This is a genomic window from Stenotrophomonas sp. 96582_Sma (assembly GCF_056480905.1).
In genome coordinates, this window is sequence record NZ_CM151122.1 from 4,168,968 (window position 1) to 4,185,160 (window position 16,193).

At 68.1% G+C, this 16,193-nt stretch carries 16 protein-coding genes; 8 read left to right on the forward strand and 8 right to left on the reverse strand.

Going from position 1 to position 16,193, the window contains the following annotated elements; genetic code table 11:
* Window positions 1-39 precede the first annotated feature (39 nt).
* Window positions 40-819, reverse strand: a complete 780-nt coding sequence (locus ACZK2R_RS19435; RefSeq protein WP_180838239.1) for a polysaccharide deacetylase family protein — start codon at window positions 817-819, stop codon at window positions 40-42.
* Between the two features lie 59 nt (window positions 820-878).
* Here ACZK2R_RS19435 and grxD point away from each other — a divergent pair, with 59 nt between their 5' ends.
* Window positions 879-1,805: a Grx4 family monothiol glutaredoxin gene (grxD, locus tag ACZK2R_RS19440; RefSeq protein ID WP_049421809.1), complete on the forward strand. Its 927-nt coding sequence runs from the start codon at window positions 879-881 to the stop codon at window positions 1,803-1,805.
* A 77-nt stretch (window positions 1,806-1,882) separates the two neighbouring features.
* Here the strand turns inward: grxD and ACZK2R_RS19445 are convergent, their stop codons facing one another.
* A complete protein-coding gene (locus ACZK2R_RS19445) occupies window positions 1,883-2,422 on the reverse strand; it encodes a DUF924 family protein (RefSeq protein WP_006384394.1) in 540 nt (179 codons plus the stop codon).
* Window positions 2,423-2,465: 43 nt separating this feature from the next.
* Complete coding sequence (locus ACZK2R_RS19450) at window positions 2,466-3,242, reverse strand: AMP nucleosidase (protein ID WP_005414446.1); 777 nt, start codon at window positions 3,240-3,242, stop codon at window positions 2,466-2,468.
* Between the two features lie 151 nt (window positions 3,243-3,393).
* Here ACZK2R_RS19450 and ACZK2R_RS19455 point away from each other — a divergent pair, with 151 nt between their 5' ends.
* From ACZK2R_RS19455 to ACZK2R_RS19475, 5 genes are all read left to right on the forward strand, one after another.
* On the forward strand, window positions 3,394-4,803 hold the full coding sequence (locus ACZK2R_RS19455; RefSeq protein WP_049462465.1) for an amidohydrolase: 1,410 nt from the start codon (window positions 3,394-3,396) through the stop codon (window positions 4,801-4,803).
* Window positions 4,803-6,065, forward strand: a complete 1,263-nt coding sequence (locus tag ACZK2R_RS19460; protein ID WP_180838240.1) for an amidohydrolase family protein — start codon at window positions 4,803-4,805, stop codon at window positions 6,063-6,065. The genes ACZK2R_RS19455 and ACZK2R_RS19460 overlap by 1 nt, the downstream gene beginning before the upstream one ends.
* A 20-nt stretch (window positions 6,066-6,085) precedes the next feature.
* Window positions 6,086-6,718 (forward strand): 2-hydroxychromene-2-carboxylate isomerase, encoded by a 633-nt coding sequence (locus ACZK2R_RS19465; protein WP_049421816.1) that lies wholly within the window; start codon window positions 6,086-6,088, stop codon window positions 6,716-6,718.
* A 95-nt stretch (window positions 6,719-6,813) separates the two neighbouring features.
* On the forward strand, window positions 6,814-7,755 hold the full coding sequence (locus ACZK2R_RS19470) for a DegV family protein (protein ID WP_032129875.1): 942 nt from the start codon (window positions 6,814-6,816) through the stop codon (window positions 7,753-7,755).
* A gap of 77 nt (window positions 7,756-7,832) precedes the next feature.
* Window positions 7,833-8,171 carry a hypothetical protein gene (locus tag ACZK2R_RS19475; RefSeq protein WP_180838241.1) on the forward strand — a complete coding sequence of 113 codons (339 nt, stop codon included), beginning with the start codon at window positions 7,833-7,835 and terminating at the stop codon, window positions 8,169-8,171.
* Window positions 8,172-8,387: 216 nt separating this feature from the next.
* On the opposite strand, the gene ACZK2R_RS19480 is transcribed toward ACZK2R_RS19475, so the two are convergent.
* From ACZK2R_RS19480 to ACZK2R_RS19495, 4 genes are all read right to left on the reverse strand, one after another.
* Window positions 8,388-9,800 (reverse strand): efflux transporter outer membrane subunit, encoded by a 1,413-nt coding sequence (locus tag ACZK2R_RS19480; RefSeq protein WP_180838624.1) that lies wholly within the window; start codon window positions 9,798-9,800, stop codon window positions 8,388-8,390.
* The gene (locus ACZK2R_RS19485; RefSeq protein ID WP_006384446.1) at window positions 9,797-10,879 is read right to left on the reverse strand and encodes an HlyD family secretion protein; all 1,083 of its coding nucleotides are present in this window, start codon (window positions 10,877-10,879) and stop codon (window positions 9,797-9,799) included. The genes ACZK2R_RS19480 and ACZK2R_RS19485 overlap by 4 nt, the downstream gene beginning before the upstream one ends.
* Before the next feature lie 21 nt (window positions 10,880-10,900).
* Window positions 10,901-12,430: an MFS transporter gene (locus tag ACZK2R_RS19490; protein WP_180838625.1), complete on the reverse strand. Its 1,530-nt coding sequence runs from the start codon at window positions 12,428-12,430 to the stop codon at window positions 10,901-10,903.
* A gap of 153 nt (window positions 12,431-12,583) precedes the next feature.
* On the reverse strand, window positions 12,584-13,501 hold the full coding sequence (locus tag ACZK2R_RS19495; protein ID WP_032129879.1) for a LysR family transcriptional regulator: 918 nt from the start codon (window positions 13,499-13,501) through the stop codon (window positions 12,584-12,586).
* Window positions 13,502-13,642: 141 nt separating this feature from the next.
* On the opposite strand from ACZK2R_RS19495, the gene ACZK2R_RS19500 reads away from it, so the two are divergent.
* Window positions 13,643-14,089 (forward strand): universal stress protein, encoded by a 447-nt coding sequence (locus tag ACZK2R_RS19500; RefSeq protein WP_032129880.1) that lies wholly within the window; start codon window positions 13,643-13,645, stop codon window positions 14,087-14,089.
* A gap of 5 nt (window positions 14,090-14,094) precedes the next feature.
* Window positions 14,095-14,565, forward strand: a complete 471-nt coding sequence (locus ACZK2R_RS19505) for a hypothetical protein (RefSeq protein WP_049400257.1) — start codon at window positions 14,095-14,097, stop codon at window positions 14,563-14,565.
* 54 nt (window positions 14,566-14,619) lie between these two features.
* On the opposite strand, the gene ACZK2R_RS19510 is transcribed toward ACZK2R_RS19505, so the two are convergent.
* On the reverse strand, window positions 14,620-16,065 hold the full coding sequence (locus ACZK2R_RS19510) for a GGDEF domain-containing protein (protein WP_125895596.1): 1,446 nt from the start codon (window positions 16,063-16,065) through the stop codon (window positions 14,620-14,622).
* Window positions 16,066-16,193 lie beyond the last annotated feature (128 nt).

Sequence of the window (16,193 nt, forward strand, 5' to 3'; positions counted from 1 at the left end):
ATGCCGCTGCGCTCGCCGGGCGTGGCCCGGCGCTACCGGTTATCCGGCCGGCAGCTGCGCCTTCAGCCCGCGCTCGTCCAGCGCCTGCAGCACGCGCTCGATGATCACCAGGTTATGCCCATGGGCGGCACCTTCGTGCAGCAGCACGATCGCGCCCGGGCGCAGATCCGGCAGCAACCGTGCCAGCACGCCGTCCGGCGTGCAGCCGACGCCGTCGTAGCCGCGCGCGCTCCAGCCTACCCGGACCAGCCCCAACCGCTGCAGCACCGGCGCCACGAACGGATTGGTCATGCCCACCACCGAGCGGTACCAGCGCACCGGCTGGCCGCTTACCGCCTGCAGGGCATGCTGGCAGCCCTCGATCTCGGCGCGCATCGCCACCGGGCCCAGCCGCCAGAAGCGCGCCTGCGGATGGCTGTGGCTGTGATTGCCCAGGTCATGGCCACGGCGCAGGATCTCCTGCACCAGTTCCGGCTGTGCCAGCGCACGTTCCCCCACCAGGAAGAAGGTGGCGCGTGCCTGGTGGCGGTCCAGCAGGTCGAGCACGGCGCGGGTTTCCGGGCCAGGACCGTCATCGATCGTCAGCCATACCGTGTTGCCGGCCTCCGGCAGTCGGCTCAGCACCGGCGCATAGAAGCGGCTGTTGGGCAGGAACACCGGCACCATGAACAATGCGTGGCTGGCCACCATCAGCGGCAGACCCCACTGCCAGCCGTCCAGGGCCCAGACCAGGATCACGACCAGCTGCGACGCCACCAGCCAGGGCAGCCAGCGCCAGGGGCGGGCCGGGATGCGATGCAATGTTCCTGCGTTGCTCATCCCCCATGATGCCATGGGGGTTAGAATTGATGATTCGAATTCCCGGAAACCCGACGTCCATGTCCCTCGATCCCGCCCTGCGTTCGCGCATCGAATCCATCCTCAACGCCAACCGCGTCGTGCTGTTCATGAAGGGCCAGCCGTCGATGCCGCAGTGCGGTTTCTCGGCCAAGGCCGTGGGCGCCCTGCAGGACCTCGGCGTCGAGTTCGCCCACGTCAACGTGCTGGCCGACCAGGAAATCCGTGAAGGCATCAAGGCCTACGGCGACTGGCCGACCATCCCGCAGCTGTACATCGACGGCGAACTGGTCGGCGGCAGCGACATCGTGCTGCAGATGGCCGCCAGCGGCGAGCTGAGCAGCGTGCTGGGCCTGGCTGCGCCGGACCGTACCCCGCCGAGCATCACCGTCACTCCTGCCGCCGTGGAAATGCTCAAGGGCGCGCTGGCCGATGCTCCGGGCGCTGCCCTGCAGCTGTCCATCGACGCCGGTTTCCAGCCGAACTTCCAGCTGGCCCCGCACGACGAAGGCGCGATTGCCGCCGAGTCCAACGGCCTGCGCGTGCAGTTCGACCTGGCCAGCGCGCGTCGCGCCAACGGCATCACCATCGACTGGGTGGACGACATCCGCGGCAAGGGCCTGGCGATCGACAACCCGAATGCGCCCAAGCCGGTACAGGAAATCAGCGTGCGCGACGCCGACGACCTGGTGCGTGCCGGCAACATCACCCTGGTGGACGTGCGCCCGGCCGACGAGCGCGCCATCGCAGCCGTCGGCGTACCGTTCAAGAGCTTCGACGGCAACGGCCGCGCCGCGCTGGAAGCCCTGCCGAAGGACACCGCACTGGCCTTCATGTGCCACCACGGTGGCCGCAGCGCGCAGGCCGCCGAGCAGTTCCGCGCCCTGGGCTTCACCAAGGTGTTCAACGTCACCGGCGGCATCAACGCCTGGTCGGAAGACGTCGACAACGGCGTGCCGAAGTACTGATCGGCACTGAAAAAGGGGACGGAGGGAATTAAGTCGTTTGTGGCAAAAACGACTTAATTCCCTCCGTCCCCTTTTTCTTAGCCGGCGAACCCGCCTTCGGCCAGGTAATCCAGTTCTTCCGGCGTGGGGATGCGGCCCAGCACGGCGTTGCGATGCGGGAAGCGCCCGAAACGGCGGATGATGTCGCGGTGCAGTTCGGCGTACTGCAGGTATTCCTTGTCACCCAGCACGTCGAACATCGCCACCGAGCGGTCCTGGTCCAGCGGATCCTCGGAGTGCTCGAACGGCAGGTAGATGAAGGCGCGCAGCTTCGGCACCAGCTGCAGGTCCAGGCCCTCCTCGATGGCACGCATGGCGTAATGCCGGGCCAGGCCATCGGTGGCGTAGGAATGGGCAGTGCCCCTGAAGCAGTTGCGCGGGAACTGGTCCAGCAGCAGCATCAGGGCCAGCGCCCCTTCGGCACTGCCCAGCCAATGCTCGCGCCCGCGCGAAGCGGCGGCGAAATGCTCATCCAGAAACAACTGGCGGAACTGCGCGTCGAACGCGTCGTCGCGGGCGAACCACTTCGCAGGGCCCGCCTCCTTCCAGAATTCCACCACTTGCGCGGCAACGTCCATTACCTACTCCCAGGCCCGGACGCCCCGCGCCCGGCCTTCATCATCATTCGTCGAAGCGCAGGTGGCGGACCGACTTGCCGTTGCGCCGGATAAGCTTAAGCGCCTCGATGCCGATCTGGATATGGTTTTCCACGAACTGGGAGCTGACCTTGGCATCGGAGGCCTCGGTCTTGACCCCGTCCGGGATCATCGGCTGGTCCGAAACCAGCAGCAGCGCGCCGCTGGGGATGTGGTTGGCGAAGCCGGCGGCGAACACCGTGGCCGTTTCCATGTCGATGGCCATGCAGCGCATCGCCCGCAGCCGCTCCTTGAAGGCCTCGTCGTGCTCCCAGACCCGGCGGTTGGTGGTGTAGACGGTGCCGGTCCAGTAATCGTGGCCGAGGTCGCGGATCATGGTCGAAACCGCACGCTGCAGCGCGAAGGCCGGCAGCGCCGGTACTTCCGGCGGCAGGTAGTCGCCCGAGGTACCCTCGCCGCGGATCGCCGCGATCGGCAGCACCAGGTCGCCCAGCTGGTTCTTGCGCTTGAGACCACCGCACTTGCCCAGGAACAGCACCGCCTTGGGCATCACCGCCGACAGCAGGTCCATGATGATCGCGGCATTGGGACTGCCCATGCCGAAGTTGATCATGGTGATGCCATCGATGGTGGCACTGGCCATCGGCCGGTCCAGGCCGATGACCGGCGCGCCGGTCAGCTCGGAGAACGTATGCAGGTAGCCGCCGAAGTTGGTCAGCAGAATGTGCTGGCCGAACTGGTCCAGCGGTACGCCGGTATAGCGCGGCAGCCAGTTGTCGACGATTTCCTGCTTGCTCTTCATGGGCAGTCCGGTACGGCGGGGGACCGGGTATTTTCAGCCACCCGGCCGGTGCCGTCGAGCCACCGTCGACAGGCCTGTGAAGAAGGTCACTTGGCAAGCCCGCCGCCTCCGGGCTAGCGTCGACGGTTGGACCAGCTGCAAGGGGAACTGCATGGCATCGACGTTGTTGCGCGCCGGGGTAGCCCTGGCACTGCTTTCATTGAGCACGGCTCCGGCGGTGGGCGCCTCGCGCTTCGTCGCCGATCCCTACCCCAGCACCTACCAGGCGCATCCCGATGCGCCGGTGCTGATCCAGAACGCCACCGTGCTGACCGGCACCGGCCAGCGCCTGGACAATGCCGACGTGCTGCTGCGCGAGGGCCGCATCGTCGCCGTTGGCCGCCAGCTGCAGGCCGATGCCGGTGTCACCCGCATCGATGCGCAGGGCAAGTGGGTCACCCCTGGCCTGATCGACGTGCACTCGCACCTGGGCGTGTACCCCAGCCCCGGCGTCGGCGCGCACAGCGACGGCAACGAGATGACCGCACCGGTCACCGCCAACGTCTGGGCCGAGCACTCGGTGTGGCCGCAGGACCCGGGCTTCGCCACCGCACTGGCCGGCGGTGTGACCAGCATGCAGGTGCTGCCGGGCTCGGCCAACCTGGTGGGTGGCCGCGGCGTGACCCTCAAGAACGTACCCGCGGTGACCTACCAGGCGATGAAGTTCCCCGGTGCACCCTGGGGCCTGAAAATGGCCTGCGGCGAGAACCCCAAGCGGGTCTATGGCGAAGGCAAGGGCGTGACCCCAGCCACGCGCATGGGCAACGTGGCCGGCTACCGCGCCGCCTTCATCGATGCCGCCGACTACATCGCCAAGAACAAGCCGAAGCCGGCCAAGCGCAAGGGTTGGTTCGGCAGCGACAAGGGCGACAGCGCCGGTGATGCCGGCGGCAAGCGCGATCTCAAGCTGGACACGCTGGCCGGTGCGATCGAAGGCGACATCCGCGTGCACATCCACTGCTACCGCGCCGACGAGATGGCCACCATGCTCGATCTGGCCAAGGAATTCGGCTTCAAGGTAGCCGCCTTCCACCACGGCGTGGAGGCCTACAAGCTGGCCGACCGGCTGGCCGCCGACGGCGTCTGCGGTGCGCTGTGGGCCGACTGGTGGGGCTTCAAGATGGAAGCCTTCGACGGCATCCCGGAGAACATCGCGCTGGTCGACCGGCCGAAGAACAGCTGCGCCATCGTCCACTCCGACTCACCCGAAGGCATCCAGCGCCTGAACCAGGAAGCGGCCAAGGTGATGGCGTCCGCGCGCCGCGCGCGCATGCCGGAGATCACGCCCGAACACGCCATCACCTGGATGACCGCCAACGCCGCCAAGGCGCTGGGTATTGAAGGCCAGACCGGCACCCTGGAGGCCGGCAAGATGGCCGATGTGGTGGTCTGGAACGGCAATCCCTTCAGCTCGTACGCGCTGGCCGAGCAGGTCTTCATTGATGGCCGCAGGTTGTACGACCGCAGTGCACCGGCAGCGACGCCGCGTTCCGATTTCCAGCTTGGCCAGGAGGTGCGCTGATGGGCGTGTTGAACAAGCGTCGCCGGGCATGGCCCGGCGCTACCTTGGTTGCGCTGTTGTTGATGACAACCGCAGCCTCGGCGCAGGACCTGCTGGTGCGCAACGCGACCGTGCATACGGCCAGCACGCGTGGCAGCCTGCAGAACGCCGATGTGCTGGTGCAGGGCGGCATCATCCGCGCGGTGGGCAACGGCCTGTCGGCGCCGGCCGGCGCCAGCGTGGTCGAGGCCAATGGCCGTCCCCTGACACCGGCACTGTTCGGTGGCATCACCGAGACCGGTATCGAAGAAGTTTCCGGTGAATCGAGCACGGTGGACAGTTCGCTGAAGCTCGGTGAGCAGCCACTGCGGCCGGAATTCGACGTCACCCTCGCCTACAACCCGGCCTCAGTGCTGATTCCGGTCACGCGCCTGGAAGGCATCGGCTTCACCGCGCTGGGCGCTGCCACCGGCGGTGGTTTCGTGGCCGGCCAGGGCGGCGTGATGCGGCTCGATGGCAGCACCGATCCGATCGGCCCGCGTGCCCTGTTCCTGCGCATCGGCGCGGCAGCCTCCGAACTGACCGGGCATTCGCGCGCCGCGCAATGGATGCTGTTGCAGCAGATGATCGACGAAGCACGCGGACAGGTGGCTGCGGACTCGCCGCACGCGCTGCTGACGCCAGCCGGACGCCGCACGCTCAGTCGTTACCTGGCCGGCCAGGGCCGCATCGTGGTGGAGGTGGATCGCGCCGCCGATATCCGCCAGCTGCTGCGCTGGGCCACCCGCGAAAAGGTGAAGATCGCCATCGCCGGTGCCAGCGAGGCCTGGCAGGTGGCCCCGGAACTGGCCGCTGCGCACGTGCCGGTGTTCGTCGATGTGCTGGCCAATCTGCCCGCCAGCTTCGACCAGATCGGTGCCACCCTGGAAAACGCTGCGCGCCTGCAGCGTGCTGGCGTAGCGGTCTCCTTCGTGCAGCGCGGCGACGCCACCCACAACGCGCGCAAGATGCGCCAGCTGGCCAGCAACGCGGTGGCCAATGGCCTGCCGTGGGCCGATGGCCTGGCCGGGCTGACCCGGGTGCCTGCACAGGCGTTCGGGGTGGCCGACCAGATCGGCAGCATCGAACCCGGCAAGCGCGCCGACCTGGTGCTGTGGGAGGGCGATCCGCTGGACGTGGCGCACTATGCCGAGCAGGTCTGGCTGGGCGGCCGTGCGATGCCGATGCGCTCGCGCCAGACCGAACTGCGTGACCGCTACCTGCAGCGCAACGCGCAGCCCTGACCGCACACGAGGACACACCGATGGCGACACTGCGCTGGTACTTCGACCTCATCTCGCCCTACTCCTACCTGCACTGGCAGAAGCTGAAGCAGCTGCCGCAGTTCGCGCAGATCCAGACCGTGCCGATCGCCTTCGGTGCGGTGCTGCATCACCTGGGCAACCTAGGGCCGGCCGAGATTCCGGCCAAGCGCCGCTTCATCTACCGCCAGCTGTTGTGGACCGCGCAGGCCGAGGGCACACCGCTGCGATTCCCGCCCGGCCATCCGTTCAACCCGCTGCCCGCCCTGCGCCTGTGCCTGGCCGCGGGTGCCAGCGTGCAGGCGGTGGACGTCCTGTTCGACTGGATCTGGCGCGACGGCAACGCGGCCGACAGCCCTGACGCCCTGCGCGAACCGGCCGCACAGCTGGGTATTGACGATGTCGCCAGCGCCATCGCCGACCCGGCGGTGAAGGAGCAGCTGCGCCGTAACACCGAGGCCGCAATTGGCGCCGGGGTGTTCGGTGTGCCGACCCTGGCTATCGATGAGGAGCTGTTCTGGGGCAACGACGCGCACCCTCTGATGGCGGCGGTGCTGGCCGATCCGGGCCTGCTGCGGCAGCCCGAATGGCTGCGCCTGGCCACCCTGCCGGTGGCGGTGCAGCGCAGTCGCTGAACAGGGCGTGGCGCGTTTCCCTCGCGCGCCTGGCTGGGATTTGAGATAGATTTCACGTTTCCGAACCTACAACCGCCCTGGAGGGGGAGCCGCGGATGCGCATCGGAATCGTCGTCGACTCGGCCTGCGACCTGCCGCCGGACTTCATCGCCACCCACAACATCGTGCTGCTGCCGATCACCGTACGCATCGGCGAAGCGGTGCTGGCCGATCATCGCGATGAACAGGCCACACTGAGCTTCCTGCACGCGCACGTGGCCGAACACGGTGCTGAAGCGGAAACCATCCCCTTCAGCGTCAACCAGATCCGCGACCTGTTCCTGCAGCAGCTGGTGATCGATTACGACCACGTGTTCTGCATGACCATCACCAAGACCCGCAGCCCGATCCATGACAACGCGCTGCAGGCCAGCTTCGCCATCCTCAACGACTACAAGCCGGTGCGGCAGGCAGCGGGTTACAACTCGCCGTTCGCGCTGCGCGTGCTCGACACCCAGAACCTGTTCGCCGCGCAGGCGGTGACCGCAGTGGAAGCGGTGCGCCTGCGCGACAGCAACGCCAGCGTGCAGCAGATCCGCGAGCGGCTGGAGGAGCTGGCCAGCAACGTGCACGGCTACATGGTCACCCGCGACCTGTACTACATGCGCGCGCGTGCGCGGCACAAGGGCGACCGCAGTGTCGGCCTGCTCAGCGCCGCATTGGGCAGTGCGCTGGACATCAAGCCGGTGCTGCACGGTTACCGCGGCGAGACCGGACCGGTGGCCAAGATCAAGGGCTTCGACAACGCCGTGCAGAAGTTGTTCGCGGTAGTTGGCCAGCGCGTACGCGCCGGGCTGATGACACCGACGGTGTGCGTCAGCTACGGCGGTGAGCTGGAAGAGCTGCGCACCCTGCCCGGCTATGCACAGCTGAAAGAGGTCTGCGCCACCCATGGCGTGACCGTGTACGAATCGGTGATGAGCCTGACCGGCATGGTCAACGTCGGCAAGGGCGCAGTCACCGTGGGCTTCGCCGATGGGCCGCATCGGTTTGAATGAGGGCCAACGCGGGCTGGAATCTGCACAACGATTCCACCGCGACTGTGCCAGCCTTGCAGCACTTCAAGGAGAACACCATGCCTGCGCAGTACCACATCAGCCTGCCCGACCCGTCCAAGGCCCGCGGCAACGATCCTGACCTGTCCTTCCATTCGCAGGGCGCCGCCGGTTTCGCCGAAGAACTGCAGGATGCGCTGCGCAATGGCAGCCTGTTCGAGCGCTGGAAGGCCAAGCAGCCCGACCCGGACGCGGTGGAGGTGCAATGGGGCGTAACCGACCCGGACGCCACCGTGACCGGCGAGCAGAAGGACCTGCGCATCAACCTGGTGGCCACCACCCGTATTGACAGTGACGTGTTCAAGCAGCGCCTGCGCCTTCTGGCCGGCCACCATTGGGAACTGCGCGACGTACGTTGAGGCCATGCCCTGGTAGTGCCGGCCGCTGGCCGGCAGCCACAACATCCATGGAGGTGCCGGCCAGCGGCCGGCACTACCCCGACGATTTCCTACCAGCCCCCGCCCAAGGCCGTGCTCTGGTCGACGCCAACCTTGGTTGGCGCTTCCGGGAAAATCGCCAACCAAGGTTGGCAACTACCGACGAACCGCCGGGCATGGCCCGGCGGTTCCATTTCCCTACCAACCACCGCCCAGCGCGCGGTACAGCTCCACCCGCGCGATCGCAGCCGTGGCCTGGCTGTTGGCCAGCGCAGCCTGGTTGTCCAGCGCGACGCGCTGGGTGGTCAGCACATCCAGCATGTCGACCACGCCAGCCTGGTACTGCCGGCGCGCCGCGCCCAGTGCGCTCTCGCTCTCGTCCACCGCCACATGCAGCTGCACCGTGCGCTGCTGCTCGGCGGCATAGCCATCGATGGCGTCGTCCACTTCATGCCAGGCCTGCAGCACGGTACGGCGGAACTGCAGCGCCGACTGTTGCTGCTGCAGCCTGCTCAGCGCGAGGTTGGCCTTCAGCCGCCCGCCCTGGAAGATCGGTACGCTGATGGACGGCCCGATGCTGAAGCGGTGCGCGTTCCAGCCATCCAGATCATCCAGCTGCTTGGCCTGGAACCCAGCGTCGCCATTCAAGGTGATGCGCGGCAGGAAACTGGCCTTGGCCACGCCGATGCCGGCCGTTGCCGCATGCAGTGCCGCTTCGGCACGACGGATGTCCGGGCGACGCTCGGCCAGTTCACTGGGCAGCCCCACCGCCACCGCCGGCAACGCCGGCCAGTCACGGCGTGCATCCTGCAGCTGCGCGTCCAGCGCCTGCGGCGGCTGCGCCAACAGGAACGCCAGCGCATTGCGCAGCTGCGATTCGCGATGCCGCAGCGGCGCGATGCGTGCCTGCAGCGATGCCACCTGCGCGGACGCGCTGGACACCTGCAGCGTGCTGGCCACGCCCTGTTGCTGGCGTGCCTCGGTCAGGCGCTTCATGTCGAGGGCGATGCTGAGGTTGTCCTCGGTGATCGCCAGCAGCTGCCGCGTCGCGCGCAGCTGCAGGTAATCACGCGCGGTTTCCGCCAGCAGCGCGATGCGCACCGCGTGTGCATCCTCCTCGGCCATCTGCACGCGTGCGTCGGCCGCTTCCACCTGGCGGCGCACACGCCCCCACAGATCCAGTTCCCAGCTCAGGCCGATGCCGGCCTGGAACAGCCCGTAGTCATCACGGCCGCCGTTGCCGGACGGATCATTCAGGCCCACCTCGCTGTTGCGTGCACGCACGCCACTGGCGCTCGCGCTGACGCTGGGCAGGCGATCGGCGGCGGTGATGCCACGTGCGGCGCGGCTCTGCTGCACGCGGTTGGCGGCCAGCTGCAGGTCCAGGTTGGCCGCGAGCACCTGGCCGGCAAGCTGCCCCAGCAGTGGATCGTCGAAGCCGGCCCACCAGGCCGCGTCCTGGTCGATGGCGTTGCCGGCGACCGCCTCACCCTGCCAGTGGCTGGGCAGTTCCGCCTGCGGGCGTACGAAGTCCGGACCCATCGTGCAGGCAGCCAGGGCCGTGCACAGGCTGGCCGCAACGAAGGTGCGGAACAGGGTGACTGCGCTCATGCACCCTCCCCGCTCTTGTGGCCCGGACTGTGCTGCACGCTCTGCGCGCGGGCGCGGCTGCCCAGGTCAACACTGGCTTCCACCGACATGCCGGCACGCAGCTGGTCCAGCAGTGGCTGGCCGGGTTCCAGCACGATCTTGACGGGAATGCGCTGCACCACCTTGGTGAAGTTGCCGGTGGCGTTTTCCGGTGCGACGGCGGCGAAGGTGACGCCGGTGGCCGGTGCGATGCTGTCGATGTGCCCGCGCAGCGGCTTGCCCGGGAACACGTCCACCTTCAGCTCGACCTGTTGGCCGGCCTGCATGCGGGTCATCTGCGTTTCCTGGAAGTTGGCGACCACGAAGGCGCGCTTCAGCGGTACCACCGCAGCCACCGGCGTACCCGGGGTCAGGTAGGCGCCCACGCGTACCGCACGGCGGCCGACCATGCCGTCGATCGGCGCGCGCAGCACGGTGTGCGACAGGTCCAGTTCGGCACGCGCCTGCGCCGCTTCTGCACGCTGTACCGCCGCCTGTGCGGCCTGCACGCCAGCGCTGAGGATGTCGGTGCGCTGGCGTGCGGTCGACAGCGCGGCCTGGCCCTGCTGCAGGTGCGCACTGGCCACGGCCTGCTTCGACTGCGCCTGCTGCGCGTTCTGCACGGTGCCGGCGCCATCACGGGCCAGTTCGCGGTAACGCTGCTGGTCGGCGCTGGCCAGGGTCAGTTCGGAGCGGCTGACATCGACACTGGCCCTGGCCTGTTCAATCAGCGAGTCCTGCTGGGCCAGTGCGGCCTGCGCGTTGGCCAGCTGTGCACGGGCGTTGGCGAGGTCGGCACGGGCCGCCTGCAGGGCCACCTGGTAGTCGCGGTCGTCGATGCGGGCAAGCACGTCGCCCGCCTTCACCGACTGGTTGTCCTCTACTTCCACGGCACTGACGAAGCCGGGAATCTTCGGCGCGACCAGCGTGTAGTCGGCAACGACATAGGCATTGTTGGTGGTCTGGTGACCGCCGTCGCGCAGCAGCAGCCAGGCACCGATGGCCAGGGCCAGCACGCCCAGGCCCAGGCCGGTATTGAGAGTGGTTCGATTGATCGTCATGAGGGGGTTCCTGCGAAAGGTTCAGGCCACGGCACGTGGCGGATGGATGCGGGTGGGCATCCAGGCAATGAGGGGAATGAAGGCCAGCGCCACCAGCGCGACCACCCAGTACAGGTCGGCCGAGGTCAGCGCCTGCACCTGCGCATGCAGGCGCGCGCCCAGCTGCGGGCCCTCGGCCAGCCACGGCTGCTCGCCAAGGCGGTCGACCAGCACGGTGGAATGGAAATGACGGCGGCCCTGGGCGACGGCATCCAGCACGCCGCTGGCGAGCACGGCAGCAAAGCCCTTGACCGTGTTGAACCACGCCGAGGCGAACGGACCGTCCTGCGGTGCCAGCCCGCCAGTGGCCAGCATCAGCAGCGGCAACACCGCCATCGGCTGGGCGAATACCTGCAGCAGCTGTACCCACAGGAAGTTGTCGCGGATCCAGGCCACATCCAGGTGCGAGCCCAGCCAGCAGGCCAGCGCCAGCATCGCCAGGCCGGTGGCCTGCACCCAGCGGCAATCCACTGCGCGGATGTTCAACAACGCCGCCACCAACGGCAGTGCGATCACCTGTGGCAGCGCCACCCACAGCAGCATCGGTGCGGTCTGCAATGGCCGGTAGCCCTGCACGCTGGCCAGGAAACCGGAGGGAATCGAGATCACTGCCAGCAGCACGAACAGCACGCCGCCCAGCGTCACCAGCGAGTAGCTGAGGTTGCGGTTGGCCAGCAGCTGCAGCTTGAAGAACGGCAGCGGGTGGAACCATTCATTGATCATGAACAGCACCATCAGGCCGGCGCCGCCACCAATCATCAGGGTGATCATCGGCGAGTCGAACCAGTTCAGGCGCGGGCCCTGCACCAGGCCCAGCACCAGCAGCACCAGCGCCGGCAGGCCCAGCGCCAGGCCCACGCCATCGAACTCGGCAAAACGCTCCAGCCGCAGCGGGTCCTGCGGCAGGCCCCAGCTGACCATCGCCATGGCAGCCAGGCAGTACGGCACGATCTGCCAGAACGCCCAGTGCCAGCCCACCTGCTCGACCCAGAACGCGGCCAGCGGCGTGCCCATGCTCGGGCCGAAGGTAGCGGTCAACGCGTAACCCGCCAGGCCATACAGCTTGATGCCCGGCGGCAGGAAGCGCAGTGCCACGCTCATCAGCAGCGGCGGCAGCGCACCACCACACAGCCCCTGCAGCGCGCGCAGCAGCAGGAACACCTGCAGGTTCGGGGCAAGCGGGCAGAGCACGCCCAGCACCATGAAGCCACCGATCATCGCCAGCGCGAAGCGGCGCAGCGAGAAGGTGGCGGCACACCACGGGGCGAAGGCCATCGCGCTGACCGACATCGCGCTGTAGAGGGCGACGATCCAGCTGCCGTCATCGACGCTGAAACCCATCGCACCGCGGATGTCGGCCAGGGCGACCTTGGTGATGTTCTCGTTGAAGCCCGACACCAGCACCGCCAGCAGCACGCCACACAGGCCGACCAGAACGCGGCGGTCGAGCCCGGGGGCGGCGGCAGGACGGGGCGCAGCAGCGGCCGGGACAGCGGCGGCCGGCGTACTCATCGCCGGGCACCGATCCGTGCAGTGCACGGCATGTTGAGGGTCATTGGAATGCGCTCAGTGAAACTCAGGGGAGCGCAGTCTAGGGAGCTGGTACCCTGCGAAAAATGGCGCAGCCCGCATCCCAGGCGTGCGTCAAGCGCACGCATGAAAGTGTCAGCGCGGAGCCTCCCCTGCGCTTTCGCACATGGTCTTGATCGAGCGCCGCAGCCACTGATGCGCAGCATCGTTGTCCAGCCGCGGGTGCCAGGCCTGGACGATGGCGGCGGTGCGCACCGGGATCGGCAGCGGGAACAGGCGCAGCGGCAGGCGCATGCTGACGATCCGCTCCAGCATCACGCTCGGCATCTGCGGCAGGATCAGGTCCGACTCGGCGGCAGCGAAGATCGCGCCGTGGAAGGTCGGGCTGATCAGCGCCACCCGCCGCTGCAGGCCCAGCGTGGCCAGGTCGTCATCGATCGGGCCACGCGGCAGCCCCCGCCGCGACACCGCGATGTGGTCGCAGGCAGCAAAACGCTCGGCGCTGATCTCCTCATCGAACAACGGATGATCTTCGCGCGCGGCGCCCATGAACGAGGTACTGAACAGGTTCTGCACCTTGGTATCGGGCGCGTGCTTGCCGGCGGTGCTGATGTACAGGTCGATCCGGCCCTGCGCCATCGCGTCGTCGTCGGTATCGCCCTCGGGCACGAAGCGCAGTACCGCGCGCGGCGCCTGCTGGCGGAACAGTTCACGCAGGCGTCCGCCGAATCCACCGATGAAGACATCATTGGCGCGGACATTGAAGGTGCGCTCCAGGGTGCGCAGGTCGATCTCGCGACCGGCGTTGAACACACGGTGGGCCTGCTCGATCACATCGCGGACCTGCTCACGCAACTGCAGCGCGCGGGGCGTGGGGGCCAGACCGCGGCCGGCACGCACCAGCACCGGGTCGCCCAGCGCGGTGCGGATCCGGCCCAGGGTACGGCTCATCGCCGGCGCGCTCAGGTTCATCCGCCGCGCGGCGGCGGCCACGCTGCATTCGTCAATCAGCACGTCCAGTGCCAGCAACAGGTTCAGGTCCGGCAGGGGCATGACAGTCTCCAGTAAATCAGATGACTCTACGACACTTGTAACCACAGTCGATTGCGTTTTACGCATTCATTGACTGCCGCGCACGGCATGGGTGCGCGCAGTGACATCGGCGACCATCCCCGGCCTGCCAAGGAGACATCCATGTTCAATACCCTGCTGGTCGCCCTGGACGGTGGCCCCCAGCACGCACGCGTGCTGGACCTGGCCGCAGCCATCGCCGGCCCCCACAGCCGCCTGCACCTGCTGTGCGTGCTCGACCCCGAATTCGCGCTGGCGGCCGATGCCAGCGAAGCCGACCGCATCGAGTACCCGGAAGCCGCCCGCCAGCGCTCGCGGGCCGAAGCGGTGCTGGCCGAAGCCCTGGCCGAGCTGCGCGAGCGCGGCGTCGACGCCATCGCGCAGATTCCCTCGGGTGACCCGGGCGAAGTGATCAGCGAGCAGGCCCGGCGCCTGAAGTGCGACCTGATCGTCATCGGCCACCGCCACCTGTCCCGCCTGGAACGCCTGTTCGAACCCTCGATCGGGCAATGGACCATCGACCACGCGCCCTGTCCCGTGCTGGTGGAAACCCGCGACCCACAACCCTAGCAACCATGGCCTCCCGTTCCCCGTTGTTTCCCACCCGCGTCAACTACCGCGCCTTCGGCCGCCAGTTCGGCCGCGGCGAACAGGCACTGCTGGCGGCGATACGCCAGCTGCACGATCCTGATCAACAGGCCGATGGACTCGCCCAGCTGAGCAGCCTCGGTATTGATCCCGAAGGCTGCGACGCGTTCGTCGGCCTGCTGCCGCTGCTGGCCACGCCCACCGCCCCGATCGACCTGCTGCCCGCTGGCTCACCGTTCATCGCGGCCAGCGAACTGGACCTGCTGGTCTGCCTGCTGCGCATCGCCCAGTGGCGGCATGCACGCCCGCGCGAAGATGACACGCTGGCACCGTTGCGCCAGCAGCTGGCGCGCTGTGCGATGGCCGTGCAGGCGGCAAACCTGCCGTTGCGCCAGCGCTCTTTGTCACCGGTCGGGCTGAGGCTGCTCGATCCCACTGGCTGGTTGCGGCAGCGCTGACCCGGCCGCGCCGCCCGTGCGTAATCACGCACGGGGACCGGGCACCCGGCGCGCTCAGCAATCCATCCTGCCGTGCGCACTGCCTTCGTCGTCGAGCACGTGCGCATGCAGGATCACCTGGTTGCGACCGGCACGCTTGGCGGCGTACAGGCCGGCATCGGCATCCGCCAGCAACTGATCCGCGCTGGCCAGAGCCGGCGGGTGCAGGTAGCCCACGCCGATGCTGATACTGACCGACCCTTCCGGCAGTGGCAGCGCCGCCACCGCCTCACGCAGGCGCTCGGCCAGCGCCAGCACGCCCGACAGCGGGCTTCCGGGCACGATCACCGCAAATTCCTCGCCGCCGTAACGGGCAACACTGTCACCGGCACGGCCGGCACTGATCTTCAGGACCGTGGCCACGGCCTGCAGGCAGCGGTCCCCGGCCGGATGTCCGTGGCGGTCGTTGAAGGCCTTGAAGTGGTCGATATCCACCAGCAGCAGGCCCAGCTCGGTGCCGCTGCGCCGCGCACGGTTCCATTCCGCCAGCAGCAGTGCATCGAACTCACGCCGGTTGGCCACACCGGTCAGGCCATCCTGCCGAGCGAGCTGGTCCAGCGATGCCTGCCGTTCCATCAGGTCCACCTGCAACAGGATGCTGCGCACGCCGAAGCCCAGCGTTGCCACCACGAAGCCAGTGACCGCCAGCGGCCGCGCATGATCAACCACCAGGGTACCGACCACCAGCAGCAGCAATGGCAGGATCATCGGCCCCGCCGCCTGCACCGTTCTGCCCAGCCTCGGGTGCATCACGAACGTCGGCGCAGGCGCCTGGCTCATCGCCAGCAACGCCAGCAGCAGGAACGGCAGGTCGATCAGCAGATCGTTGTAGGCACCGAAGGACTGTTCCGAGGTGTAGTGGTTGATGTAGTACGCCACCATCAGGTAGCCCACCGCGTAGATCGCCAGCGCGCGGAAGAAGTTGCGCCGCTCCGGAACGTCTCCCACCAGCCAGCGCACCACCGCAAACCCGGCAATGCACAGATTCTGGATATCGAACATGCGCTGCATGTTGGACAACGCGTGGTCGTCGATGTCGACGCGCGCGGCGAACGACTGCGCATGCACGAAGAACAGCACGCCCAGCAACGCGGCCATCGCCGCGTCGATCAGGCTGATGCTCAGCCGCTCGCGGCGTGCACGGGCCAGGATGAACACCAGCGGCACGCCGTACAGCACATACAGGAACAGGCTGGCCTGCGGCGTGACATCGGCACGGCCGGCACCGAGCGCATCGATCATGTTGACGGCCATGCCACCCGCCCAGAGCAGCAGCGCCAGGGCGGTGGCGCGCCAGCCGAGCGCGGCACGGTCGCGGCGCGCCCGCCACAGGCAGGCCGCCGCCGCCAGCAACGGGGCACCCGTGAGGAACCCGAAGGAACCCGCACCGGCCGGACCCGACCACAGGGCCACGACCAGGCCGTGGCAGAGCACATACAGCAGCGCCAGCACTACCGGCATGCATCCCCCGATCCGCAAGGCCGTATGGGCGCACGATAGCCCCGCTCGCGCCACGGCCACGTGATCCAATACAGCAAATACGACACTTCGCGTGCCCCGCCATGGGAGTGCCGGCCGCTGGCCGGCAA